Origin of the sequence: Raineyella sp. W15-4 (assembly GCF_033170155.1) — a bacterium.
Taxonomy (GTDB): domain Bacteria; phylum Actinomycetota; class Actinomycetes; order Propionibacteriales; family Propionibacteriaceae; genus Raineyella.
In genome coordinates this window covers 1,299,702-1,325,406 of record NZ_CP137079.1, presented here as the reverse complement: position 1 = coordinate 1,325,406, position 25,705 = coordinate 1,299,702, and the positions used below count along the sequence as shown (strand labels likewise).

Sequence of the window (25,705 nt, the reverse complement as noted above, 5' to 3'; positions counted from 1 at the left end):
GAGATGACCACGAACACCGTCGCCACCGCCGCGGATGCCGCGGGGGCGGAGGTCCCGGCTTTCATCGGCCAGGCCTTCGACCAGATCTGCTTCGTCGTCGAGGACCTCGACACGGCGATCGACCACTGGCGGAGGGTCAATGGCGTCGACCGCTGGTCCACGGCGTACGACCTGGCGAAGCACCAGGTCGACAAGGAGTACTGGGGCGAGCCGGAGGACTTCCAGTTCAGCTGTGCGTACAGCTTCGCCGGCGACACACTGATCGAACTGGCCGAGCACGACGGCGGCCGCAGCATCTATCGGGACTGGCTCGACGAGCACGGCACCGGCCCGCACCACATCGGCTTCCGGCTCCCCGACCCGGCCGAATTCGAGGCGGCCGAGGCGCACTACACCGCCCGCGGACTCGTCAAGGCGATGGCCGGCTGGTTCCGGGCCGACACCGGCAACTGCCGGTGGAGCTACTGGGACACCAGGGAGGCGATCGGCTGCTACACCGAGCTCTACTACGTCGACGGCGCCGCCCTCGAGGCGCTGGAGGGCTTCCGGGCCGGGACCACCGACGACTTCATCCCCGGCGCCCCGCACGTACGTCCCGCACCGAAGGAGGCCTGACGTGGCTGCCCACCTGCCCGACCTGGCCGTCCCCGAGTGGCCGCGGCTGGAGGCGTACGTGGCCGGGCCGGACGGCGCCCCCTGGGTGACCTTCGTGCCTGGCATCGGGAACGACGCCATGTTCTGGGAGCGCCAGGCAAGCGAGCTGTCGGCGACCCACCGGGTGCTGCGGTTCGAGCCCTGGGGGTGCGGGGCGAGCGAAGCGCCGCCGGCCGACCTACGGATCGAGGGTGTCGCCGAGGGGATCGTCGCGCTGTGGGACGCGCTCGCCATCGAACGGTCCAGCGTGGTCGGGCTGGGCTTCGGCGGCTCCACCGCCCTGACCCTCGCCCTCGATCACCCCGACCGGGTGGAGAAGGTGGTCGCCTGCTGCTGCCGGGCACGCCAGCCCGACGACCGGCGCGACTTCTGGCGCGATCGGCAGGCGATCGCCCGGCGCGACGGTCTAGAAGGGCTCGGGGAGGTCACCGTGGAGCGCTGGCTGGGGGACGACTTCCGGGCCGCCCACCCGGAGGTCGAGCAGCGACTCACGGCCGGGTTCCGGCGCAGCTCCGTCGACGGCTACGTCGCGTACGTCGGCGCCTTCGTCGCGATGGACCTCACCGCGCGGCTCGCATCCCTGTCCACCCCGACGCTGTTGGTGGCCGCCGAGCACGACCACGGTGGCGGGCCGGTCGCCTCGATGCGTCAGTTAGCGGCGGCGCTGCCCACGGCCCAGTTACGCGTCGTGGCCGGCAGCGGTCACATCGTCAACCACGAGGCACCCGATGAGGTCGCGGCGCTGTTGGCCGCGTTCCTCGGGTGAGGGGGCGCGGGCCGAGGTGGCGGGTCGGGGGCCGACGCTGCTGACAGCAAGGTTCCCGCGGACCTTGTGACACTCCCGCGGACGCAACGGGACCCCGACCCGGTTCCCGCGGACGCTGTGATGTTCCCGCTGCACCCTGCGTATCCGCGGGAACGCACAAAGGTCCGCGGGAACGCGCGACTGCCCCAGCCGGCCTCAAGCCGTCCTCCAGCCGGCCGCGCAAGGAGGCGCTGGGCCGATCACGTCCGCCGGTGCCGGTGTTATCCGCCGGCCGGGGGCGCGAGCAGGCGGCGGACACCGACACGGCACAGCATCAGGACCACAACGAGGCCGGTCACCGACCAGAAGCCACCCAGACTGACCCGTCCGTGGAAGACCAGGGCGATGAGTTCGAGGACCAGGAACTTGCTGCCGGCCAGGACCACCCACAGCAGCAGCGCGAAGGCCACGCGGATCAGGGGCCGCGTGGCCGACTTGAACCTGGCCTTCACCCGGTCCTTGACCAACAGGACCACCTCGAGCACGACTTTGAGCACGAAGGCAGCGAGCAGGGACATGGAGAAAGTCTCGGTGATCACCACCGGCACGAACTGTGCCGCGAGATTGAGTACCACGACGTAGACGAAGAGGTCGACGACGTGCACGGGGGCGATCGTTCTGCTCGACGGTCGTCCTTCCGCCGGACGGACCGGGGAGCTCATGGCCCGAGCCTACTGCGAGAGGTACCACTCCGGCGAGGCCGTACGGGCAGCACCGGCGAGGGCTCACCCGCCCGCAAACCGCGGATCCGGGACACGACAGCGGAGGTCGGGCCAAGCCCACGCGACACCCCTCACCGGATTCTCAGGCTCGCCGGTCCTAGACTCAACGAGTGCCCGACTCCCCCGCCGCCCTCGAGATCACCGACCTGGTCGTACGCCTCGGCGGGCGCACCATCATCGACCACCTCGCGCTGCGCGCGGAACCGGGCCGGGTCACCGCTCTGCTGGGCCCCAACGGAGCCGGCAAGACGACCCTGATCCGGTGCTGCACCGGGATCCTCACCCCGGACTCGGGCACGATCCGGATCATGGGCGAGGATGTCGCCACCGCGTGCGCCACCGGCCGGGTCGGGATGATGCCGCAGACCACCGGCGCCTGGTCCGGCGTACGACCGCTGGAGCTGCTCCGCTACCTCGCGTCGCTGCACGCCCACCCGTTGCCGGTCGAGCCGCTGGCGGAGCGGCTCGGGCTGCACGAGTTCGCCTCGACCCCTTATCGCCGGCTCTCCGGTGGCCAGCAGCAGGCGGTCAACCTGGCCGGGGCGCTGGTCGGCCGCCCGGAGCTGGTCTTCCTGGACGAGCCGACCGCCGGGATGGACCCGCACTCGCGCCGCTCGGTGTGGGCGCTCGTCGGGGACCTGCGCGATGCCGGTGTCTCGGTGCTGCTCACCACGCATCTGATGGACGAGGCCGCGGAACTGGCCAACCGGATCTGGATCATCGATCACGGCCGGATCGCCCTGGCCGGCACCGTGGCGGAGCTGACCGCCGACGGGAAATCGCTCGAGGACGTCTTCCTCGCGCACACCGACGCCCGGATGCACCCATGACCGGCCCGGACGCACCACTGGGTGACACCGCCGGCTCACCCACGGCAGGAGGTTCCGTGATATCCACGGCAGGAGGTCTCGTGACCGCGCTCGACTACTCCCCCGCCCCGGGAGCGGCACCCGCCGGGCGCCGGGTGTGGAGCCACGCCCTGATGGAGACCAGGCTGCTGGTCCGCAACGGCGAGCAGCTGCTGCTGGCCCTGGTCATCCCGATCGGCTTCCTGGTGGTCGGCAAATGGTTCGGCCCCGCGCTCGGCTACGGGTTCCGCGAGCTGGCCCCGTCGGTCTTCGCCCTGGCGGTCTGGTCCACCTGTTTCACCTCGCTGGCGATCAACATCGGGTTCGAGCGCCGCTACGGTGTGCTGGAGCGACTCTCCCCCACCCCGCTGGGCCGTGGCGGGCTGCTGCTCGGCAAGGCGATCTCGTTGGTGATCGTCTCGATCGGCCAGCTGGCCGTCCTCGCGGTGATCGCCCTGGCGCTCGGCTGGCGCCCGGTCGGCGGCCTGCTGCCCACCCTGGTGACGACGCTCACGACGATCCTCGGCGGACTCGCCTTCGCCGCGATCGGGATGCTGCTGGGCGGCACACTGCGCGCCGAGGTGACCCTCGGGCTGGCCAACCTCATCTACCTTGTGCTCTTGATGGGCGGCGCGGTGATGCTGCCGCTCGGCCGCTACCCGGAGGCCCTGCGTCCCGTGGTTGCCCTGCTGCCCACCGCCGCCGTCGGCGAGTCGCTCCGCGCCTGGTCCGACGGTACGGTGCTCTGGCAGCCCCTCCTCGTAGGGTTGGTCTGGTCGGTGCTGGGCGCGCTGGCCGCACGAAAGGCTTTCCGTTGGACCTCATGACCCGACTGTTCGGCACGACGCGCGCGCTGCGCGGCTGGTCGCTGGCGAACCTCATCGCCAACAGCGGCATCATCCTCACCGGCGGCATCGTCCGGGTCACCGGCTCGGGTCTGGGCTGCTCCCAGTGGCCCAAGTGCTCCCCGGACTCGTACGTCACCCTGCCGGCGAACGGCCTGCACGGGGCGATCGAGTTCGGCAACCGGCTGCTCACCTTCGTGCTGATCATTGTCGCGGTCGGTACCATCATCGCCGCCTGGCGGACCCGGGAGAACGGCACCCGGGTGCCGCGGGTCCGGATGCTCAGCCAGCTGGTGATGGTCGGTATCGTCCTGCAGGCGGTGGTCGGCGGCATCACCGTCTGGGTGCGGCTCAGCCCCTACCTCGTCGCCGTCCATCTGCTGCTGTCCGCGGCACTGGTCAGCATCTGCACCTGGAACCTCGCCCTGGCCCGGCGCCGGACCAGCACGGTGGCGGGCACCCTCCCGGTCACCCTCACCCGGGTGGCGTACGCGTTGACCTGGGTCGCCGTCTACCTCGGCACCCTGGTCACCGGCTCCGGCCCGCATGCCGGTGACCTGTCCTCCCCGCGCACCGGACTCGATCTGGAGACGATCGCCAAGGTCCACGCAGTGAGCGTGTGGCTGCTGGTCGCGGTGACGATCTATCTGGTCGTGACGCTGCGCAGTCACCAGTCGTACGCCCTGCTCGGGGTGTTGCTGCTGCAGGGCGCGGTCGGCTACGTGCAGTACTTCACCGGTCTGCCGCGCGGGCTGATCATCGTGCACCTGCTCGGGGTGTGCCTGGTGATGATCGCCGCCACCGACCTCGCGCTGTCCGTACGACGGCCGACCGAGGCCCGCAGCACCGCGAGCACGCCCGACCTCGCCAACGCCTGATCCGACCTCCTCGGCACCCGGCCCGACCTCGCCGCAGCCGGACGGGCCGCCGCCCGGTCGGTCGGGCCCGACCGGGCCCGGCCCTGGTGATCGGGCCCACCGGTCACCAGGGCGCGATCACCCGGTTCAGCTCGAGGCGGCCCTGGATCAGCCGGGTCATCCTGGCCGGGTCGGCCACGGTGAAGTCCGGATGGAGCTCGTGCAGCACCCGCAGCACGTCGTCGGGTCGGACCAGCGGCTCCCCGTGGGCGATCACCAGGTCGAGCATCGGCACCCCGCCGGTGGCGTATGCGCTGATCCCCTTCACATCGGCCCGGGCGTCGAACGATCGCGGGCCGTTCTTGGTCATCCGTTCGGTGACCACCTCGTCGCGATCGAGGAACAGCCGGACGGCGTCGGCCATCGCCCGCCCATCCGCACCGGGCAGTTCCACCCGCCAGACGGACGCCTCCAGCCCGTCGCTGACCTTGCCGGCGACGGCCTCCCGGATCTCGACCAGCACCAGCCCGTCGGGCATCGCGTCGTTGAGCGCGGCGAGCACCTTGGCCGGGTCACAGACCTCGGCCAGCCCGATCTCGAGGTATTCCGCCTCGGTCGCGGCGCCGGTCGGCGACGAGTTGGCGTACGAGATCCGCGGGTGCGGGTTGAATCCCGAGGAGTAGGCCATCGGGACGTGCGCCCGCCGCAACGCCCGCTCGAAGGCTCGGACGACGTCGCGGTGTGAGGCGAACCGCGCCCGGCCGCGCTTGGCGTACCGGATCCGGAGCCGCTGGACCGGCGGGGCCTGCTGTTCGGGCTGCTGCTGGGGTGCCACGAGGTGCCACCCTACCCGGCGCCGGACCCCGTCCTGCCCCGTGCAACGCGATGGGCGTCCGAGGCCGGCGTCGCCTATCGTAGACGGTGGGTCCTGCCCCGGCGGGGCCCTGTCCGCCACCGTGCAGCGGCGCACCTGGACCGACGTGTGGATGTCCTCCGCACCACTACCCCAGGAGCCAGCCGATGAACCTCGGGTCCTTCCGCACCATCGACGGCCGTCCCGCCGTCCGGTTCACCCTGCACCACCCCCGCCCACCGCACCGGGTGTGGCTGTCCCTCACCGAAACCCGGCGGCTCGACCGATGGTTCCCCGCCCACCTGACGCTGGAGCCGCTGGAGGGCGGCACGGTGTTCTTCGGGAACGAGGGCTTCGACCCGATGCTCGGCACCGTCCTGGCGTACGAGGAGGGGGAACGGCTCGGGTTCACCTTCGGCACCGACGAGGTCTGGTTCGACCTAATGCCGGACGGCGACTCGACACTGCTGACGATGACGATCTACCTGGCCGACCGCGACCTGGCCGCGCTCAACGCGGCCGGCTGGACCAACTGCCTGTCCCGGCTGGAGCTGTGCCTGCGCGGCGAGCAACCGCGGGACCTCTACAGCTGGGAAGACGTCTACGACCAGTACGTCCTCGCCGGGATGCCCGCCGACGGGGCGGTCGACGGACTGACCGGCACGGCCTGAGGACCGGCACGGCCTGTCGACAGGCCCACCGGGCCGGCCTGATCGCCCCACCGGTCCGACCGGCCCCTCCACGGAGCCTGTCGTAGACACCCGATAGACTCCATCCATGGGCACTGCTCCGTACGAGTTCCGGCACGGTCCCGATGGGGAGACCGTCCACATCCATGTGCGGGGGCGCGACGTCCTCGCGCTGCCGATGATCAACCAGGGCACCGCCTTCCGCCACACGGATCGGGAGGCCCTGGGCATCGCCGGGCTGCTCCCGCCCGGGGTGACGTCACTGAACTCCCAGCTCAAGAAGGTCTACGAGCAGTACCGCGAGCAGCCCAGCGACCTGGCGAAGAACAACTACCTCGAGGCGATGCACGACCGCAACGAGGTGCTCTACTACCGGCTGCTCGCCGAGCACCTGGAGGAGATGCTGCCGATCGTCTACACCCCGACCATCGGCGAGGCGATCGAGAAGTACAGCTTCTGGATGCAGCGTCCGCGGGGGGTGTTCCTGTCGATCGACCACCCGGATGACATGGCGCAGGCGCTCGGGGCGTACGGCCAGGCTCCCGACGACGTCGACCTGATCGTGGTGACCGACTCCGAGGGCATCCTCGGCATCGGCGACCAGGGCGTCGGCGGCGTCCGGATCGCGGTCGGCAAGCTCGCCGTCTACACCGCCGCCGCGGGCATCCACCCCCAGCGGGTGCTGCCGGTCGTGCTGGACGTGGGCACCGACAACGTCGCTCTGCTGAGCAGCGAACACTATCTGGGCGAGCGGCACTCCCGGATCCGCGGCGACCGCTATGACGCGTTCATCCGACAGTTCATGGAGACCGCGACGGCGATGTTCCCGCACGCGATGATCCACTTCGAGGATTTCGGCGCCGCGAACGCGCACAAGGTCCTCGACGCCTACCGGGCTGACTACTGCGCCTTCAACGACGACATCCAGGGCACCGCCGCCGTGGTGGTGGCGGCCGTGCTGTCGGCGCTGCGGACCACCGGCGGCCCGCTGGCCGAGCAACGGATCGTGGTGCACGGCGCCGGGACGGCGGGTGTCGGCATCACCGAACTGCTCCGCGACATGATGGTCGCCGACGGACTCAGCGTCGACGAGGCCAACCGGCGCTTCTGGTGCCTGGGCTCGCGGGGGCTGTTGCGGGAGGGCCTGGGCGAGCGGATGCGCCCCTTCCAGGTGGAGTACGCCCGCCGGGACGAGGAACTCACCGACTGGGTGCTCGCCGCACCCGGACGCTACGACCTCGCGGACGTCATCGGCAACGTACGGCCCACGGTGCTGATCGGCACGTCGGCCCAACCCGGCGCCTTCACCGAGCCGATCATCCGCGAGATGGCGGCCCATGCGGAGCGACCGATCATCCTGCCGCTGTCCAACCCCACGGTGAAGGCCGAGGCCGTCCCGGCCGATCTGCTCGCCTGGACCGAGGGGCGGGCGCTGATCGCGACCGGGTCGCCGTTCGATCCGGTCGAGTACGACGGCGTACGGTACGCCATCGCCCAGGCCAACAACGCGCTGGTCTTCCCCGGGATCGGGCTCGCGGTCGCCGCGTGCCGTGCCACCCGGGTCTCCGACCGGATGATCGCCGCCTCGGCCAGCGCCGTGGCGACGCTCAGCCGCGCCAAGGTCCGCGGCGCCTCGCTGCTGCCCGGCATCCAGGACCTGCGGGCGGTCTCGGCGACCGTCGCGCTGGCTGTCGTCGCCGCCGCGGAGGCGGAGGGCCTGGCCGCCCACCCGCTGGACGACCGGGTCCAGGGCGTCTACGACCAGATGTGGGATCCGCGATATCCGAAGGTCATCGCGGACTGACCTCTCCCCGGCCACCCCGCGCCCCGCTGCCCGACCGCGATGCCGGTCGGGCAGCCCGAGATATTTGGTTGTCCCCCGATGCCGGTTGGGTTACCTTTAGGGCCTCGTAACCGGTGCACAGCTCGCTCAGATGGGTAGGCACGTCACCGTGGCCGACCTGGGGGGAGCGACCATTGTTGAGAGACTCGACTCCGCGGCGTGATGCCCGGAGCCGGCAACCGGTCCCCGGCGAGGGGGAATTTCGTCTCCGCCGATCCGGGGGGCAGGCGTTGGCTGCTCCTGAAGGCCCTCGGCAGCCTCCTCGCCGTGATGATCGTACTCGGAGCGTCGTAGTGGCCACGACGGCGGTGCCGGGTGACCGGCATGACCCGCGACGCCACCGAGGTGGACGACATGGCCGGGTCGGGTGATGCCGGACCCAGCCGGCGTCGCGGTCGACGTCGTCGGATCGGCTGGGTCGTCGGCATCATCGGTGCGCTGGTGCTTCTCATGGCACTGCTGACCGTGGTGCAGCCGTCGCTCCCCCGGCACGACCAGTTCGTCAGATGCGTGTCGCCGCTGGCGTTGACCGGAGATCTCCACAGCAATCCGCGCAAGCAGGCGGTCGCCCAGATGATGGTCTCCTCGGCGGAGAACTCCTCGCTGTACTGGGAGGACCAGGTCGGCTACATCGAGTACAACGTCGAGGGCAGCGACCAGTGGAACCGGGGCTACACCGGCGGGATCATCGGCTTCACGTCGAAGACCTCCAGCATGCTCGAACTGGTCCGCCGCTACGTCGCCGCCCAGCCCGACAACAACACGCTGGCACCGTACCTGTCCGCCCTTGAGGCGGTGAACGGGACCTCGTCGCAGACCGGACTCGGCCCCACTTTCGTGCAGGCCTGGAAAGAGGCCGCCACCGATCCCACTTTCCGTGATACCCAGCTCCAACTGGCCCACGACTGGTACCTGGCGCCGGCATTGCGAGCCGCCGACCAGGACGGCCTGCGGTCCTTCGGACAGTTCGCCTACTACGACGCGATGATCCAGCACGGTGAGAGCGGGTTCCGCACCATCCGTGCCGACGCCCTGCAGCATGCCAGGCCCCCGTCCGAGGGTGGCCAGGAGAAGACCTGGTTGGCGGCCTGGCTGACCGCCCGTGAGGCGTACATGCTGCAGGAGGTCTCACCCGGGACGGCCACCCGGGTGTCCACCGCCCAGCGGGGCCTGCTGGCCGCCGGCGAGCTGGACCTGCGCGCGCCACTGGCCTGGGACATCTACGGCGACCACTTCCGGATCGAGGTGTCCCCCTTATGCGGCCTCTGACCGTCGGCCTTGTGCAGCCTCTGACCGTCGGCGGCCTGCAGGCCGGGCGCCCTGTCCATGTACACCACCCACTTCACCTCTGCGGACGTTCCCGATGACACCTCCCGCAGAGCGTCCATCACCCAGGAGATCCATGGCTGACGTGACCGAGACCAGTACTGCCACCACCTCACGGTGGGCGAAGCTCGCTCTGTGGCAGCGAATCATGGTCGGGCTCGTGGCCGGAGTCGTCGCGCTCGCGCTGGCAGCCGGCCTGGCCTTCGGTGGCCTGTACGTCGTCACCCAGGTCCCTGATCCGAACGCGAGTTTCCAGTCCAGCCTGTCGCGCCTCTACTTCGCCGACGGGAAGACCGAACTCGCCACCCTGGCGGAACAGAACCGCCTCTCCGTGCCGAGCGAGCAGATCCCCCAGGCGATGAAGGACGCGGCGGTCGCCGCCGAGGACCGTACGTTCTGGACCAACCCGGGGATTTCCCCCACGGGCATGGCTCGTGCACTCGGCGCGATCCTGACGGGCCATGACCTGCAGGGAGGCTCGACCATCACGCAGCAGTACATCAGGCTGATGTACCTGACGTCGGAACGCACCGTCACCCGCAAGCTGAAGGAGGTGGTGCTGGCGCTGAAGCTGAACAACCGTGAGTCAAAGGACGAGATCCTCACGAACTATCTCAACACCGTCTACTTCGGCCGCGGGGCGTACGGCGTCCAGACCGCGGCACAGAGCTGGTTCGGCAAGGACGCCAAGGATCTGACCGTGCCCGAAGCGGCGGTGCTCGCGGCGGTGGTCCAGAACCCCAGCCTCCTCGACCCCAGCATCACGGCGGACAACACGTCCCGGCTCGAGGCCCGCTATGCGTACGTGCTCTCGGGCATGCTCGAGGAGAAGTCGATCACCCAGCAACAGTTCGACGAGTACCGGGGTGCCATGCCGAAGCTGCCGGATGTCCCGCCGCCGGCCGTCTACGCGGGCCCGCGGGGCTTCTTGGTCTACATGGCACAGAAGGAACTGCTGTCCCTCGACTTCACCGACGCCCAGATCAACGGTGGGGGCCTGCAGATCACCACGACGTTCGACGCGGCGGCCCAGGCGGCAGCGGAGAAGGCCGCCCAGACCTACCAGGCCCAGGCAACCGACGCGGCCAAGGCGCGCAACCAGACGGGAGCAGGTGTCCACGCCGCCATCGCGTCGGTCGACACCGCAACAGGTGGACTGGTCGCCCTGTACGGCGGCGACGACTTCGTGAAGAACTCACGCAACTGGGCCACCACGGCCCGGATGACCGGCTCGACGTTCAAGGCGTTCGGCCTCGTCGCGGGGCTTCGGAACGGTTTCACGCTCGACACGCCCCTGCGCGGCGACACCTTCACGCCGCCGGGAGAGTCACAGCCTGTCCGCAACGAGTTCGGCACCCAGTACGGCACGGTGACGCTGCTGCAGGCGACCGCGGCCTCGATCAACACCGCCTTCGTGGACCTGACGTCGAAGATGAAGAACGGTCCGCAGGAGGTCATCCGGGCCGCGAACGACGCCGGTGCCCCCAGCGCGGGCGGATGGGATGCGACCAACCGCGTCGCACTGGGCGGGGCGGAGGCGAGCCCGGTCGACATGGCCAACGCGTACGCCACCCTCGCCAACAGCGGCACCCGCAATGGTGTCCACGTCATCCGCGAGGTCAAGGACAGCGCCGGGAACGTCCTCTACGAGGCCGATCCCGCAGAGCAGAACACCGTGGACACGAAAGTCGCTGCCGACACCACCTACGCCCTGCAGTCGGTTGTCAACGAGGGCACCGGTGTCCGCGCCTCCGCGCTGGGGCGTCCGGTGGCGGGCAAGACCGGCACCGCCGGTGTCGGCGACCAGATCGCGGCGGGCTGGTTCATCGCCTACACCAAGCAGATCTCGACCGCGGTGATGTTCGTCGCGGGGGACGACGGCAACGCCGACCTCGACCCGTATCGCGCGCCCGGGGACCAGACCTTCTTCGGAGCCAGCTACCCGACCATGACCTGGCTGGACTACATGAAGGTGGCCACCACGGGCCAGCCGGTGGAGGACTTCGACACCTCGTCCTACGCCGCGAAGCAGCCGCAGAGCTCGCTGAGTCCGCTCGCCGTCGCGGGCACGCCCTCGACCTCCTCGGCCGGGCGTTCGACGGCCGGCGCCCCGAACTCCCCCGCGCCCTCCGTCGCGTCGTCACAGCAGCCCCCGGCGTCGATTGCCCCGCCGGTCGTCGTGCCGCCCACTGTCCCGGTCGCCCCCGCATCCCCCTCCACACCGCCGAGTCCTACGACAGAACCGTCCGAGCCAGCGCCGAGCCCCGGGCCATCAACCCCGTGACCGGTGCCGCCGAATCGGCGACGAATCGGAATTTCCCTCCGGCCCGCACGGTGGGGTAAGCTCGCGCGGGGAACATCGCTGCTCCCTCCTCTGACCGGGGGGGGACCGCTCAGGCTCCACACAGCTCTTACTGGGGGTAAGAACATAGTGTCCAGAACGACTCCGCGACGTAAGGCTCCTCGACGCAAGGCACGCGTCTCCGGGACCTACGTGTTCGCTGACCCCGAGGGCAGGCGATGGCGCCGCACACGATATGCCCTGATAGTGCTCCTGGCGGTGGCGCTCGTCTCCGGCGGCTACCTGCTGACCATCGCGCTGCGGCCGCTGCACGCCCCGGCGAACGCGAAGAGCTCACAGCTCACCGTCGCCGACACGGGTCCGCATGTGCCGTCGTTCGGGGTGGGCCCGCTCACCCGACTCGTCCAACTGACCCGCATCAACGGCAACGTCGAGGCGATCGAACCCTTCACGCGTCAACGTGTCGCCACCCTGACGCCGGAGGACGCCGACAAGGTCAAGGACAGCCAGTACGCGGTCCAGTCGTACGGCTACGGCGCCGACGTCCAGAAGACGATCTCGCTGACCTTCGACGACGGGCCCGACGGCAAGGTGACCCCGGAGCTCCTTGATGCCCTGAAGGCGAACGGCATCCACGCCACGTTCTTCATGCAGGGACGCAACATCATCCTGCACCCGGAGCTCGTCCGCAGGATGATCGCGGACGGCCACACGATCGCCAGCCACACCATTTACCACCCCGACCTCGGTGCCATGCCACGCTGGCGCGAGACGTTCGAGCTGGTGGTGAACGAACGCATCATCCGGGCGCTCACCGGGGACACGACGACGTTGTGGCGGATGCCGTACGACGACGGCAGCGACACCAGCACCTCGGAGGACCAGGTCGAGGCGCTGCTGCGCGCCCAGCGGATGGGGTACATCCACGCGACGTACGACTTCGACACTCTCGACTGGCAGCACGCCGAGGATCCGCACGGGACCGCGGCGGACATCAGCCTCCCCGACTTCAGCACGGGCAACAACTTCACGGTGCTCATGCACGATGCCGGTGGCCCGAATCGTGAGCGCGGCGTCGACTACATCACGAAGCGTCTGGTACCCGAGGCCAAGAAGTACGGCTACACGTTCACGTCGGTGACCGAAGCCAACCCGACGATCGGGCAGGTGAACGCGCCGGCAACGGTGACCCCGGCCGACCGGATCGCCCTCTTCACGTTCACCGCCTACGACACCTGGCCCACCCCGATCATGGTGTTCATGTTCGGGCTCACCGTGCTGCTGACCATCGTGTACGGCGGGCTGAACTCCTTCCTCGCGCTGGGTCGCTTCCGTCGCCGGCGCAGGGTGGCCTGGCCCGATGCGACGGAGATGAGTCTTCCGGTCACTGTGCTCCTCGCCGCCTACAACGAGGAGCCCGTGATCGAGCGGACGATCCGGACCGTTCTGAGATCGCGGTTCCCGATCACCGAGGTCCTCGTGGTCAACGACGGTTCCACCGACGGGACGGGCGACGTCGTCGCGGCGCTGGCCGCCCTGGACCCACGAGTTCGTCTCGTCACCCAGCCCAACGGAGGCAAGTCCCACGCGCTGAACAACGGGCTGACCATGGCCCGGGGGGAGATCATCGTCACCCTGGACGCCGACACCATCGTCACCGAGGACACCGTCGGCAATCTGGTGCGGCACTTCGCCAACGATCCGGACGGCAAGCTCGGCGGAGTCGCGGGCGTGGTCCGCGTCGGCAACCGCGGGACGAACCTCCTCACCCGCTGGCAGGCACTGGAATACCTCACCCAGATCGGTCTCGATCGCTCGGCGCAGGACGCGATCGAGGGCATCTCCATCATTCCGGGCGCGTGCGCGGCCTGGCGCAAGTCGGCGATCATCAGTGCCGGCGGGTACGCCACGGACAACCTGGCCGAGGACTGCGATCTGGCCCTGACACTGCACGAGCTCGGGTGGCGGGTGGCCCAGGACGACGATGCCTATGCCTTCACCGAGGCTCCCGAGTCGGTCGACGACCTGCTCAAGCAACGCGTCCGCTGGACGTACGGCACCATGCAGGCGATGTGGAAGCACCGCGGGCTGCTGTTCAGCCCCAAGCATCCGGGCCTGGGATGGTACGTGCTCCCGAATTACTTGCTGTCGCTGCTGATCCCGCTGGTCTTCATCCCCTTCACCACGTTCATGGCGGTGCTCAGCCTCGACCGTGAGGGACCTCGGATCGCTCTCACCTTCTTCGCCCTCTTCGTCGGCGTCCAGCTGCTGTTCGTGGTGCTGTCCATCCGGATGATGCACGAGGACTGGGCGCACCTGTGGATGGTGCCGATCTACCGCCTGATGTATGAGCCGCTCCGTGCCTACCTGCTCTACGCATCGGTGTTCGCCGCCTGGAAGGGCACCAAGGTCAGGTGGAACAAGCTCGAACGCACCGGATCGATGGACGCCGAGCACGGCTCCGCATCGATGGACGCCGAGCACGGCTCCGCCCCAGCCGGTCGGCCCTCATTGGCAGGAGCCTCATCATGACTGCGGTCGACCCGGCCGAGACTCCGACAGGCAACTCCTCGGCCTCCTCTGTGCACTCGCCGTCTCCGGCCACCGGTGACCGGGTACGCAACCGCTACATCGATGTCCTGCGGTCCGCTGCGCTGACTCGTGTCCTGCTGTTCCACCTCTTCGGCTGGGCCTGGCTTCCGCTGATCTTCCCGTCGATGGGGGTGATGTTCGCCTTCGCGGGCTCGCTGATGGCCGCCTCCCTGGACAGGTCGACCACGGGGGTCCGCCCGGTGGTCCTGAAGCGGCTGCGCCGCCTCCTGCCGCCGCTGTGGGCGATGGGTCTCATCCTGGTGCCGATCATGGTCGTCACCGGCTGGACCGCGACGACCGCGGACGCGAGTGCGCTCGGTCCCAGTGTGCTGGGGTGGATCTTCCCGCTGGTCACGCCGCCGGCCAGTGACATCGGGGCCGAATGGGCCGTTCCGTTGTGGTACATCCGCACGTACCTGTGGCTGATGCTGATCTCCGGCGGCCTGCTGTGGCTGTGGCGTCACTGGCGCCGCCCGATGATGGTGCTCCCCTTCGTGGTGCTCCTGCTGGAAGCCGGACACATCCTCAACCTCGACAACGCCCTCGCCGACGGAGTCCTCTCCGTGGCCACCTACGCGGCCTGCTGGATGATCGGCTTCTACCACCACGGACGGACTGCTGCGCCGTCTCTCGATCGCCAGGACCGTCATCATCGGCGTCCTGCTGGTCGTGGCGGCCCTGGTCTGGTCCCTGCTGTTCCACGGTCCCGACCAGGGGTTGTTCAACGTCTCGGACATCCCGATGGCGACCGCCCTGTACAACCTCGGCTTCACGATGATCCTGCTGCGTCTGCCGTTGACACTGCAGTGGGTGAGCCGTGTCCCGGTGCTCTCGCACTGGGTGACCCTCTCCAACCGCCGAGCGATGACGATCTATCTCTGGGGCAACACGGCGATCTTCGTCGCGCTGTGGGGCCTCCCGAGGTTCGGCATCGTGGCGGATGTCGACACCTTCACCTGGCAGTCCGGCCTGATCGCCTTCGGCGCGACCCTGGCCGTGCTCCTCGTCGCCGTCCTGTGCTTGGGCTGGGTCGAGGACATCGCCGCGCGGCGTCGTCCCGAGATCCTTCCGGTACGCTCCGCCGCCCGGCCGAGGCCCGACGCCAGGCATGCAGCTCCTGATGTGACCACGGTGGCACAGCGCCTCGTCACCGCCCCCGGGGACCAGTCGCGGTGACCTCTCAGTCCGCGGCCAGCGGGTTGCGGACCGGGGTCAGCGGCAGCAACGTACGACCGCTCGGGCCGATCTGGATCTCGGTGTCCAGCTGCGGGCAGACGCCGCAGTCGTAGCAGGGGTTCCAGCGGCAGTCGTCGACCGGCTGTTCGTCGAGGGCGTCCTGCCAGTCGTCCCACAGCCAGTCTCGGTCGAGACCGGCGTCCAGGTGGTCCCAGGGCAACACCTCGTCGTAGTCGCGTTCCCGGGTGGTGTACCAGGCGATGTCCACGCCCTGCGGGGCGAGGGTCTCCTCGGCCGCCCGCAGCCAGCGCTCGTACGAGAAGTGCTCCGACCAGCCGTCGAAGTGACCGCCGTCGCGCCAGACGGCCTCGATCACCGCACCGACCCGGCGGTCACCACGCGACAGCATCCCCTCGACGATGCCCGGCTGGCCGTCGTGGTAGCGGAAGCCGATCGAGCGCCCGTAGCGCTTGTCGGCCCGGATCACGTCGCGGAGCCGTTGCAGCCGCCGGTCGGTGGTCTCGGCGTCGAGCTGGGCGGCCCACTGGAACGGGGTGTGTGGCTTCGGCACGAACCCACCGATAGAGACGGTGCACCGGATGTCCTTGCGCCCCGACACCTCCCGGCCGGTCTCGATCACCTTGCGGGCCAGGTCGGCGATCGCCAGGACGTCCTCGTCGGTCTCCGTCGGCAGGCCGCACATGAAGTACAGCTTCACGTTCCGCCAGCCGTTGGAGTACGCGGTGGCCACCGTACGGATCAGGTCCTCCTCGTCGACCTGCTTGTTGATCACCCGCCGCATCCGTTCCGAGCCGCCCTCGGGGGCGAAGGTCAGGCCGGAGCGCCGGCCGTTGCGGGACAGCTCGTCGGCCAGGTCGATGTTGAAGGCATCGACCCGCGTCGACGGCAACGACAGCGACACGTTCGACCCCTCGTAACGGTCGGCGAGCTGCTTGGTGACCTCGACGATCTCGGAGTGGTCGGCCGAGGACAGCGAGAGCAGACCGACCTCCTCCAGACCGGTCGCCTCCAGGCCCGCCTGGACCATCGCGCCGATCGTCTCGATCGACCGTTCCCGCACCGGACGGGTGATCATCCCGGCCTGACAGAACCGGCAGCCCCGGGTGCAGCCGCGGAAGATCTCCACCGAGTAGCGCTCGTGGACGGTCTCGGCGAGCGGGACCAGCGGATGCTTCGGGTAGGGCCACTGATCGAGGTCCATCAGCGTGTGCTTGCGGACCGAGTACGGCACGGTGGGACGGTTCGGCGCCACCCGGCGGATCCGGCCGTCCGGCAGGTAGTCCACGTCATAGAACCGCGGCACGTACACCCCGCCCGACTCGGCCAGCCGCAGCAGCAGCCCGTCCCGGCCACCCGGACGGCCCTCGGCCTTCCACTCCCGGATCACCGCCGAGATCGCCAGCGAGACCTCCTCGCCGTCGCCGAGCACGGCGGCGTCGAGGAAGTCGGCGATCGGCTCCGGATTGAACGCGGCGTGACCGCCGGCGATCACGATCGGGTCGTCCTCGCCGCGGTCGACCGCGTGCAACGGGATGCCGGCCAGGTCGATCGTCTCCAGCATGTTGGTGTAGCCGAGCTCGGTGGAGAAGCTGAAGCCGAGCACGTCGAATGCCCGCACCGGGCGGTGGGCGTCGAGGGTGAACTGCGGCACCGCGGAGGCGCGCATCATCGCGGCCAGGTCCGGCCAGACGGTGTACGTCCGCTCGACCAGGATCCAGTCGCGCTCGTTGAGGACCTCGTAGAGGATCGCGACCCCCTGATTGGGCTGGCCCACCTCGTACGCATCCGGGTAGGACAGGCACCAGCGGACCTCGGCGGAGTCCCATTCCTTGACGACGGAGTTCAGCTCCCCGCCGACGTACTGGATCGGCTTGCCGACCCGGGCCAGCAGCGGCTCGAGTCGCGGGAACAGTGACTCAGGGCCGCTGCTCGTCCGCAGGTCCGGGGGGCTGGTCGCGATGCTCATAGGCTCCCAGGGTATCTCCCGGCTCCTGGATCTCCGAGTCCCCGGCCGGCGGGAGGGACGCCCCGGCCGGCGGGACGGACACCGCGGCCGGCGGCGGCAGCAGGTCGAGTCCCGGGGCGGCCGTCCGGGCCACTCCCCGCCGGCGACGGACCAGGTCGGTGAGGAACACCAGTCCGACGCCGAGGACGAGCGGGATCAGCACCGCGGGGGAACCGGAGCCCACACCCCGGTCACCGATCGACGCGTAGTCGGCGGTCAGCACCACCGGGATGAGACCGGTCAGGTTGTTGACCGTGTGGAACACCACCGAGGCTTCCAGGCCGCCGGTCCGCCAGGTCAGGGCGCTCATCACCAGGCCGAAGCAGAAGTAGAAGGCGTTCAACCACGGGTCGGCGGCGGCGTGGGCGGCCATGAACAGCAGCGACGCCAGCACCACCCCCACCGCAGCGCCCGCCCCCGGGTGCGGCACCATCGCCGCGAAGGAACGCGGCAGCAGACCGCGGAATGCCCACTCCTCCCCCGCGCACTGCAGCGGAGTGGTGAGCAGGGTGAGGCCGAGCATCAGCCACACCGACGGGGTGAGGACGGGGGTCGGGAACCCCCCGTCGGCCATCGTGGAGATCATCAGCAGCGCGAACCACGGCAGTCCCACCACCAGCAGGCACCAGCCGAGCCAGCGCCACCGGAACCGGCCGGCGACCGACGCCGACCACCCCGGGCGCTGGCCGAAGAACGCCCGGGCGAGCAGCATCGCCAGCGGCACGAGCAGCGCCAGTCCGAGGTTGTTGCCGATGAAGGTGGCCGGTCCGATGGGGATCACCCCGTTCGCCGCGCCGCGCAGGTCCTGTGGGCTGACGGCGCCGAGGACGATGTCGACGATCAGGCCGGCGGTGGCCAGCACGCCGTCCACCACCAGGAAGCCGACGAGCAACAGCAGCGCCGCCAACAGCCCCTTCCACCACCGGTACCGCGGTGTCCGGAGGAAGCCGTAGTAGTCCTGGCTCCGCACCGGGAGCGCAGGGGGCGGCGGGAAGAGGGCAGTCCGACCGGGGCGAGTCATGCGGAGATCCTCTCAGTCCGCGGCCCGGGGCCCGCCCCGACCCTCGCGATCGGCGCGGGCCCGCTCGGCGACCGCCTCCGCGAGCTCGTCGGCAACCAGAGTGCGCGGGTCGATCAGCCGGGCCCGGTAGCCGGTGCGGGCCACCACGTGGGACGCCAGGGTCACCGTCATCATCTGCAGGATGGTGACCAGGGCGAGCAGGAAGAAGGCCGACCAGGTCCGCACGTGCAGCACCACCCCGACCAGCAGCACCAGCAGGCCGAGGCTCTGCGGCTTGGCCGCCGGGTGCATCCGCGAGATCAGGTCGGGGAACCGGACCAGGCCCACCGCGGCGGTGAGACACAGCAGCGCGCCGATGAGACAGAGCACCGCTGCCACCAGGTCGAGGATCGCGTCGGTCATGCCGTGCCTCCCGATCGATTCCGGCCGGTCGCCCCGGGATCGGCCGCCTCCGGGTCGGCCGCGCCAGGCCCGGGCATCCCCGGGCCGCCGGCACCGGGCATCGGCTCAGGGGTCGACGCCGACCGTTCGGCCCGGACGGTGGGTCGCCGTCCTTCCCCCCGTCGACGGGACCGCCGCCCGACCTCGCCGGCCGATCCGGGCACCTGGTCATGGACGAACCGTGCCATCGACACTGCCCCGATGAACCCGACCAGGGACAGCGCCAGCAGGATCGGCAGCGTGGTGAGCCGGTCGCTGAGGACGACCTGGAGGGCGAGACCGCCGACCGCGATCCCGACGATCAGGTCGCTGGCGATGATCCGGTCCAGGCTGGTGGGGCCCTTCGCCAGCCGGAACAGCGTGACGGCGGCGGCCAGACCGAGGACGACGACCGCAACGATCGCCACCAGCCCTTGGGCCGCCTCGATGCTGTCCACCGCGGTCATCGGTCCACCTCCGGATCGGTCGACGGGAGATCCCCGGTGGCGGCTCGCGGCGCACCTACCGCCGGCTCGGTCACCGCCGCGGCAGCCGCCGAGGTCGGGACCGCGCCGGGCGGGGCGGCCAACGCCGCGAGTTCCTCGTCGGTCCCGAAGGCACGGATCACCCGTTCCTCGACCGTACGGACGATCGCGTACGCCTCGTCCAGGTGGGACCGGTCACGGACGTCGAGGACGTGGACGAAGACCTGGGACGGCGCACGCGTCTGCTCCACGACGACCGACCCGGGGACCAGACCGATGAGTTCGACGATCATCGCGATCAGCAGGTCGGAGTTCGTCCGCAGCCGGACCCGGACGATGGCGCTGCGGACCGGTCGGCGCCAGGCCACGGCGAGCACGGCGACCCGCCAGGACGACTCGACGAGGTCGAGCAGTGTGGTGAGGACCAGCCGGATCACGCCCAGCAGCCGGATCCGGCCACGGAAGCGGATCGCCGGCAGCGGGAACAACAGCGCCACCCCGCCGGTGACGACCAGGCCGCCGAGGATCGTCTTCACATCGACACGGCCCCACAGGATGCACCAGATCAGCACGCCGATCAGGATCGACCGCCAGCCGGGGCGGACCCGCCGGGTGGGCACCCGGCTCCCGTCCCCGCCGTGAGGCTCCCGGCTCATCGCACCCCCTCCGGCAGCACGGCGGCGGAGTACGCGCCGCTGCGCGCGTCGTGCGCCGCCCGGTCGGTGAACCCGAACAACGGGCCGCCGAACACGGTCAGGGTCAGGCTGACGGCGACCAGCGCTCCCGCGACGGCGGCCATCGACGGCTGCAGCGGCAGGCCCGCCTCGACCAGCTTGCCGTCCTCGTTCTCCACCAGCGGCATCGCCTGCCAGAACGCCCGGTTCCAGATCTTCGCCACGGCGAACAGGGTGAGCAGGCTGGTCAGCAGCACCGCGCCCACCCCGACGCCGGCGAGCCAGTTGTGGGCACCGACGCCGGCCCGCAGCAGGCCGACCTTGCCGATGAAGCCCGACAGTGGCGGGACGCCGGCCAGGTTGAGCGCCGGGACCAGGAACAGCGCCCCCAACACCGGTGAGGCGGACGCCAGCCCACCCAGCTCGTTGAGCGAGGTCGACCCGCCGCGGCGCTCGATCAGGCCGGCGACCAGGAACAGGGCGGTCTGGACGAGGATGTGGTGCGCCGTGTAGAAGATCGCGCCGGACAGCCCGGCGTCGGAGTCCAGCGCGATGCCGAAGACCATGTAGCCGATGTGGCTGACCAGGGTGAAGGAGAGCATCCGCTTGATCTCGCCCTGGGCGATGGCACCCAGGATGCCGAGGATCATGGTGAGGATGCCGATCACCAGCATCGGCACTTGCAGCGCGTTGTCGGGGAAGAGCACGGTCTGGGTCCGGATCATCGCGTACACCCCGACCTTGGTGAGCAGGCCGGCGAACACCGCGGTGACCGGCGCCGGGGCGGTCGGATAGGAGTCCGGCAGCCAGGCGGACAGCGGGAAGACGGCGGCCTTGATCCCGAAGACGGTGATCAGCAGGAAGTGGATCACCTGCTGGACCTCGATCGGCAGCGCCGCGAGCCGGGCCCCGGCCTGGGCCATGTTGACCGTGCCGGTCGCGGCGTACACGGCGGCCAGGGCGACCAGGAAGAGCAGCGAACTGACCAGGGACACCACCACGTAGGTGGTGCCGGCCCGGATCCGTTCCCCGGTGCCGCCCAGGGTGAGCAGAACGAAGGAGGCGAACAGCAGCATCTCGAAGCCGACGTACAGGTTGAACAGGTCGCCGGTGAGGAAGGCGTTCGACACCCCGGCGGTGAGCGCCAGGAAGGTCGGGTGGAAGATCGAGATCGGCGTCTCGCGGCGCCGTTGTTCCTCCTCCTGACCCAGCGAGAAGAGCAGGACCAGCAGACAGATCACCGACGACACCAGCAGCAGCAGCGTCGAGAGCCGGTCGGCCACCAGCGAGATGCCCTGCGGTGCCGGCCAGCCGGCGATCCGGGTCACTTGCACGCCGACCCGATCGGCCCGGTACGCCAGCACGGCGGCGACCGCCACGATCAGCGACAGGACGGTGACGGAGACGGCGCGCTGGGCGTTCGGCCGTCGGCCCAGGATCAGGGTCAGCCCGGCTCCGAAGAGGGCCAGCAGGATCGGCATCGGCACCAGCCAGGTCATCGGTCCGCCTCTCCGCCGCCGGTCTCCGCGCCCGCCCGCCCGGCGGGGTCGCCGGCCACCGGCGCCGCGCTGCCCGGGGCGGCGCCGTCCCGGACAGCGCTGCCGGCCTCGAGCCCGGACCGACCGAGGTCGCCCGGCTCCGGCGCTGTCCCGCCGACGACATCACTGCCGGCCTCCTCACCGGGCTCACCGCTGGTGACCCCGGCGTCGTACGACTCGGAGGCCTCGTCCAGCAGTGCCAGGCGGCGGATGACGGCGTCCTCGACGTCGTCCTGGACCTCGTCGTGGCCGTTCACCTGGAAGGCCCGGTAGGCCATCGTCAGCAGGAACGCGGTGGTCGCCAGGGTGATCACGATCGAGGTCAGCACCATCGCCTGGGGCAACGGGTCGGTGATCCCGTCGCGGGGACTGATGCCGATGAAGGCGGGCAGCCGCGCGGGCCCGGCGATGATCGGGTAGAGCAGGTTCACCCCGTTCGAGGCGAGCAGGATCCCGATCAGGATCCGGGTGAGCGATCGCTCCAGCAGCAGGTACACCCCGCAGGCGATGAGGAAGCCGGCGATGAGGAGGAGGGTGAGGTTGGGTGCCATCAGACCTCCGTCTCGCGGGGTTCCTCGAACGGACGGCCGGGCAGCCGCAGCGCGCTGCGTCCGCCGCGGACCCCGCCGCCCTCGGCCGGGTGCGGGGCGCGGTCCTGCTCGGTCTGGACGTCGATGCCGGCGCCCAGCGACCGGGCGATGTCGAGCAGCAGCCCGATCACCACCAGGTAGACGCCGATGTCGAAGAAGACCGAGGTGACCACGTGGATGTCGCCCAGCAACGGCCAGACCCGGCCGAAGGCGTGTGCCTCGGCGAGGAACGGCAGGTGGATGTCCAGGGCGTACGACTCCAGCACCGAGCCGCCCACCGCGAGCGGCGCGACAGCGGAGCCGACCGCGACCACCATGCCGGAGCCCAGCACCGCACCGGCGTCGACCGGGGCGGCGTCGTCCAGTTCGTGCCGGCCCCCGGCCAGGTAGCGCAGGACGAGCGCCAGCCCGGCGATCAGCCCGCCGGCGAACCCGCCCCCCGGCCAGTTGTGCCCGGACATCAGGACGTAGACCGAGGTGATCACCATCACCGGGAAGAGCAGCCGGGTGACCACCTCCATCACCAGCGATCGGCGCAGCGGGGAGAGCGCCTGGCCGCCTCGCAGCCAGGAGTACCCGCGCGCCCCGCGCCCCTCCCGGGCCGCCTGTTCACGGGCCTGGGCCGGCGTACGGACGGTGTAGCGGGCGCGGATGAAGATCAGCGAGGCGACGCCGGTGGCGGCGATCAGCAGCACCGAGATCTCCCCGAAGGTGTCCCAGGCACGGGCGTCGACGAGGGTGACGTTGACGATGTTGGTGCCGTGACCGATCTCCCAGGCCTGGGTGTAGAGCGCGCCCGACACCGGCTCGGCGACCCTGGCGGTGGCGGCCACCAGGACCGCGCCGACCACGGTGGCGCCGACGGCGATGGCCAGCCCGATCCGCCACCAGCGCATCGAGGTCAGCGGCCGGTCGGTGAAGTACTTCGGCAACTTCCGCAGCACCAGGACGAAGACCACGATCGACACGGTCTCGGTGAGCACCTGGGTGAGCGCCAGGTCCGGCGCCCCGTGGATGAGGAACAGCAGCGCCAGCCCGTAGCCGGTGACCCCGACCAGGATCACCGCCTTGAGCCGGCCCCGGGAGTTCGCGGCGAGCCAGGCCGCGACACACATCACCGCGCCGATGATCGCCTGCACCGGAGTGTCCCAGAGCCGGACGCCGTTGCCGAGCCCGGGCTGGGTGAACGCCGCGGTGCCGGTGAACAGCACGAGCATGCCGAGGATCGCCGCGAGGTAGAGCGGCAGCGAGCCCGGCTGGACCCGCGAGGTGACCTCGACCGCGAATCGGTCCAGCCAGCGGATGAACCGGTGGAACGTCTGGTCGGCCGGTGGGATGGCCGGCATCGTCTCCTGCAGCGCGGCGATCCGGTCCCGGAAGCGGAACATCAGCCCGCCCAGCAGCCAGCACGACATCGACAGGGCGAGCGCGGGGGTGAGGCCGCTGGCCAACTCCAGACCGTGCGACCGGGCCCCGACCGCCAGGGTCTCGCCGTACGGCATGATGATCGCGCTCCACTCCGGACCCACCGCGCCGAGGACCACCGTCGCCGCCCCGAGCAGCAGCGGCGCCGCGGCGAAGCCGAGCGGCACCTCGTGGACGAGGGTCGGCTTCGCCGGCACCGGCGCCGTGCCGGACGTCCCGCCGCTCCGCCCCGTCGTCTTGGTGGCGAATGCCCCCCAGAGGAAGCGCAGCGTGTAGGCCACGGTGAACACCGAACCGAGGACCACCAGACCGGCCATCGCGATCGACGGCCCGGGCAACATGCCGGTGCCGTCGGAGACCGGATCGACGGCCCAGTTCACGATCGCCTCGAAGGCCGCCTCCTTGGCCAGGAACCCGGCGGTGGGCGGCAGGCCGGCCATCGCCATCCCCGCCAGAGTGGCCGCCGCGGCGATCCACGGCAGTTGCCGGCCCACCCCGGACAGCTCGCGCAGGTCACGGGTGCCGGTCGACCGGTCGACGATGCCGACGGTGAGGAACAGGGCCGATTTGAACACCGCGTGCGCCACCAGCATCGCCAGTCCGGCGACCGCGCCGGCCCGGGTCCCGGAGCCGAGCAGGACGAAGAGGAAGCCGAGTTGGGAGACCGTGCCGTACGCCAGCAGCAGCTTGATGTCGTGCTGGCGCAGGGCGCGGTAGCCACCGATGACCATCGTCACCGCGCCGACCGTCATCACCAGCGGCCGCCAGCCCGGCACCGCCGCGAACCCCGGGGCGAGCACCGCCAGCAGGTAGACGCCCGCCTTCACCATCGCGGCCGAGTGCAGGTAGGCCGACACCGGTGTCGGGGCGGCCATCGCCCCCGGCAGCCAGAAGTGGAACGGCACCTGGGCGGATTTGGTCAGCGCCCCGAACAGCACCAGCATCACCGCACCGATGACGTACGGTCCCCGGGGCGCCGCCGCGACCACCCCGGCCAGCGAGTAGCTGTCCGCCGCACCGGCGAGCATCAGCAGGCCGGCCAGCATCGCCAGCCCGCCGGTGCTGGTCACCAGCAGGGCGGTCAGCGCGGCACCACGGTTGGCGGCGCGCAGCGGGTTGTGGCCCACCAGCAGGTAGGAGAAGACCGTGGTCAGTTCCCAGAAGACGTACAGGTACAGCAGGTTGTCGGCGCTGACCAGTCCCAGCATCGAACCGGCGAAGGCCACCAGCAGGCCGGCCACCCGACCCTGCGGCGGGCCGCCGGCGAAGTACCACCGGCAGTAGAACAGCACCAACGCCCCGATGACGCTGACGACCAGGCCGAGCACCCACTGCACCAGGCCGATCCGCAGGTCGAAGGTCAGCCCGATGCCGGGCACCCACGGCTGATGCACCTCGTACGTCCCGCCGGCGAGGATCGTCGGGTGGAGTCCCACCAGCCACACCGCCGCCGCAGCGGGGGCGAGGGCGAACAGCAGGAACACGCGCCGGCCCAACAGGCGGGTGAACGCCGGGGCCAGGATCGCCAGTCCGAAGTGGACGGCGATCAGCGCTGTCACTGACCGCCCGGCCCGGAGGCCAGGGAGGGGAACCAGAGGGCGATCTCACGGGCGGCACTCTTGGCACCGTCGGAGCCGTGCACGAGATTGGCCTGGTTGGACAGGGCCCAGTCACCGCGGATGGTGCCGGGGGCGGCCTTGCGACCGTCCGTCGCCCCGTTCAGCGCCCGGACCACCTCCACGGCACCGTCCCCTTCCAGCACCAGCGCCACGAGCGGACCGGAGGTGATGAAGTCCCGCAACCCCGGGTAGAAGGCCCGCTCGAGATGTTCGGCGTAGTGGGCATCGGACTGCGCGGCATCGACCGTCCGCAGCTCCATCGCCACGACCCGCAGCGACTTCCGCTCGTAGCGCTCCAGGATGGCGCCGATGAGGCCCCGAGCGACGGCGTCAGGCTTGATCAGGACGAGGGTGCGCTGCGCTTCGGTCATGCTGCCACCCTAGCGGACGCGACG

22 protein-coding genes and 1 pseudogene are annotated in these 25,705 nt (G+C 70.4%); 12 read left to right on the top strand and 11 right to left on the bottom strand.

Annotation, left to right across the window (positions count from 1 at the left end):
- Positions 1-3: 3 nt before the first annotated feature.
- The gene (locus tag R0145_RS06140) at positions 4-615 is read left to right on the top strand and encodes a VOC family protein (RefSeq protein ID WP_317839484.1); all 612 of its coding nucleotides are present in this window, start codon (positions 4-6) and stop codon (positions 613-615) included.
- A gap of 1 nt (position 616) precedes the next feature.
- The gene (locus R0145_RS06135; protein ID WP_317839483.1) at positions 617-1,420 is read left to right on the top strand and encodes an alpha/beta fold hydrolase; all 804 of its coding nucleotides are present in this window, start codon (positions 617-619) and stop codon (positions 1,418-1,420) included.
- Positions 1,421-1,680: 260 nt separating this feature from the next.
- Here R0145_RS06135 and R0145_RS06130 read toward each other — a convergent pair whose 3' ends face one another.
- Positions 1,681-2,121: a hypothetical protein gene (locus tag R0145_RS06130; RefSeq protein WP_317839482.1), complete on the bottom strand. Its 441-nt coding sequence runs from the start codon at positions 2,119-2,121 to the stop codon at positions 1,681-1,683.
- A gap of 170 nt (positions 2,122-2,291) precedes the next feature.
- Here R0145_RS06130 and R0145_RS06125 point away from each other — a divergent pair, with 170 nt between their 5' ends.
- From R0145_RS06125 to R0145_RS06115, 3 genes are read left to right on the top strand one after another with little or no spacing between them, the layout of a single operon-like run.
- On the top strand, positions 2,292-3,011 hold the full coding sequence (locus R0145_RS06125) for an ABC transporter ATP-binding protein (RefSeq protein WP_411742078.1): 720 nt from the start codon (positions 2,292-2,294) through the stop codon (positions 3,009-3,011).
- A 56-nt stretch (positions 3,012-3,067) separates the two neighbouring features.
- Entirely contained in the window at positions 3,068-3,856 is a 789-nt protein-coding gene (locus R0145_RS06120) for an ABC transporter permease (protein ID WP_317839481.1), read from the top strand.
- Positions 3,853-4,752: a COX15/CtaA family protein gene (locus R0145_RS06115; protein ID WP_317839480.1), complete on the top strand. Its 900-nt coding sequence runs from the start codon at positions 3,853-3,855 to the stop codon at positions 4,750-4,752. The genes R0145_RS06120 and R0145_RS06115 overlap by 4 nt, the downstream gene beginning before the upstream one ends.
- A 103-nt stretch (positions 4,753-4,855) precedes the next feature.
- On the opposite strand, the gene R0145_RS06110 is transcribed toward R0145_RS06115, so the two are convergent.
- A complete protein-coding gene (locus R0145_RS06110; protein WP_317839479.1) occupies positions 4,856-5,566 on the bottom strand; it encodes a TIGR03936 family radical SAM-associated protein in 711 nt (236 codons plus the stop codon).
- Between the two features lie 185 nt (positions 5,567-5,751).
- Between R0145_RS06110 and R0145_RS06105 the strand changes: the two genes are divergently transcribed.
- From R0145_RS06105 to R0145_RS06080, 7 genes and pseudogenes are all read left to right on the top strand, one after another.
- Positions 5,752-6,255: an SRPBCC domain-containing protein gene (locus R0145_RS06105; RefSeq protein WP_317839478.1), complete on the top strand. Its 504-nt coding sequence runs from the start codon at positions 5,752-5,754 to the stop codon at positions 6,253-6,255.
- 106 nt (positions 6,256-6,361) lie between these two features.
- Positions 6,362-8,077 (top strand): NAD-dependent malic enzyme, encoded by a 1,716-nt coding sequence (locus R0145_RS06100; protein WP_317839477.1) that lies wholly within the window; start codon positions 6,362-6,364, stop codon positions 8,075-8,077.
- 363 nt (positions 8,078-8,440) lie between these two features.
- Positions 8,441-9,385, top strand: a complete 945-nt coding sequence (locus tag R0145_RS06095; RefSeq protein WP_317839476.1) for a chitosanase — start codon at positions 8,441-8,443, stop codon at positions 9,383-9,385.
- 133 nt (positions 9,386-9,518) lie between these two features.
- The gene (locus tag R0145_RS06090; protein WP_317839475.1) at positions 9,519-11,726 is read left to right on the top strand and encodes a transglycosylase domain-containing protein; all 2,208 of its coding nucleotides are present in this window, start codon (positions 9,519-9,521) and stop codon (positions 11,724-11,726) included.
- A 264-nt stretch (positions 11,727-11,990) separates the two neighbouring features.
- Entirely contained in the window at positions 11,991-14,276 is a 2,286-nt protein-coding gene (locus tag R0145_RS06085; protein ID WP_317839474.1) for a bifunctional polysaccharide deacetylase/glycosyltransferase family 2 protein, read from the top strand.
- Positions 14,273-14,947 (top strand): annotated as a pseudogene (locus R0145_RS18380) (acyltransferase family protein); the annotation flags it as partial. The gene R0145_RS06085 and the pseudogene R0145_RS18380, both read left to right, overlap by 4 nt.
- Before the next feature lie 58 nt (positions 14,948-15,005).
- Positions 15,006-15,512 (top strand): hypothetical protein, encoded by a 507-nt coding sequence (locus tag R0145_RS06080; RefSeq protein WP_317839473.1) that lies wholly within the window; start codon positions 15,006-15,008, stop codon positions 15,510-15,512.
- Between the two features lie 4 nt (positions 15,513-15,516).
- Here the strand turns inward: R0145_RS06080 and R0145_RS06075 are convergent, their stop codons facing one another.
- Genes R0145_RS06075 through ndk form a run of 9 tightly spaced genes read right to left on the bottom strand, consistent with a single transcriptional unit; the run spans position 15,517 to position 25,681 of the window.
- Complete coding sequence (locus R0145_RS06075; RefSeq protein ID WP_317839472.1) at positions 15,517-17,499, bottom strand: TIGR03960 family B12-binding radical SAM protein; 1,983 nt, start codon at positions 17,497-17,499, stop codon at positions 15,517-15,519.
- Positions 17,450-18,559: a type II CAAX endopeptidase family protein gene (locus R0145_RS06070; RefSeq protein ID WP_317839471.1), complete on the bottom strand. Its 1,110-nt coding sequence runs from the start codon at positions 18,557-18,559 to the stop codon at positions 17,450-17,452. Before R0145_RS06070 ends, R0145_RS06075 begins: the two co-directional genes overlap by 50 nt.
- A 12-nt stretch (positions 18,560-18,571) precedes the next feature.
- Complete coding sequence (gene mnhG, locus R0145_RS06065; protein WP_317839470.1) at positions 18,572-18,961, bottom strand: monovalent cation/H(+) antiporter subunit G; 390 nt, start codon at positions 18,959-18,961, stop codon at positions 18,572-18,574.
- Positions 18,958-19,446 carry a monovalent cation/H+ antiporter complex subunit F gene (locus tag R0145_RS06060; protein WP_317839469.1) on the bottom strand — a complete coding sequence of 163 codons (489 nt, stop codon included), beginning with the start codon at positions 19,444-19,446 and terminating at the stop codon, positions 18,958-18,960. Before R0145_RS06060 ends, mnhG begins: the two co-directional genes overlap by 4 nt.
- On the bottom strand, positions 19,443-20,120 hold the full coding sequence (locus R0145_RS06055; protein ID WP_317839468.1) for a Na+/H+ antiporter subunit E: 678 nt from the start codon (positions 20,118-20,120) through the stop codon (positions 19,443-19,445). Before R0145_RS06055 ends, R0145_RS06060 begins: the two co-directional genes overlap by 4 nt.
- Positions 20,117-21,637: a Na+/H+ antiporter subunit D gene (locus tag R0145_RS06050; protein ID WP_317839467.1), complete on the bottom strand. Its 1,521-nt coding sequence runs from the start codon at positions 21,635-21,637 to the stop codon at positions 20,117-20,119. Before R0145_RS06050 ends, R0145_RS06055 begins: the two co-directional genes overlap by 4 nt.
- On the bottom strand, positions 21,634-22,227 hold the full coding sequence (locus R0145_RS06045; RefSeq protein WP_317839466.1) for a Na(+)/H(+) antiporter subunit C: 594 nt from the start codon (positions 22,225-22,227) through the stop codon (positions 21,634-21,636). The genes R0145_RS06050 and R0145_RS06045 overlap by 4 nt, the downstream gene beginning before the upstream one ends.
- Entirely contained in the window at positions 22,227-25,250 is a 3,024-nt protein-coding gene (locus tag R0145_RS06040) for a Na+/H+ antiporter subunit A (RefSeq protein ID WP_317839465.1), read from the bottom strand. Before R0145_RS06040 ends, R0145_RS06045 begins: the two co-directional genes overlap by 1 nt.
- Complete coding sequence (ndk, locus tag R0145_RS06035) at positions 25,247-25,681, bottom strand: nucleoside-diphosphate kinase (protein ID WP_317839464.1); 435 nt, start codon at positions 25,679-25,681, stop codon at positions 25,247-25,249. Before ndk ends, R0145_RS06040 begins: the two co-directional genes overlap by 4 nt.
- Positions 25,682-25,705: the final 24 nt, after the last annotated feature.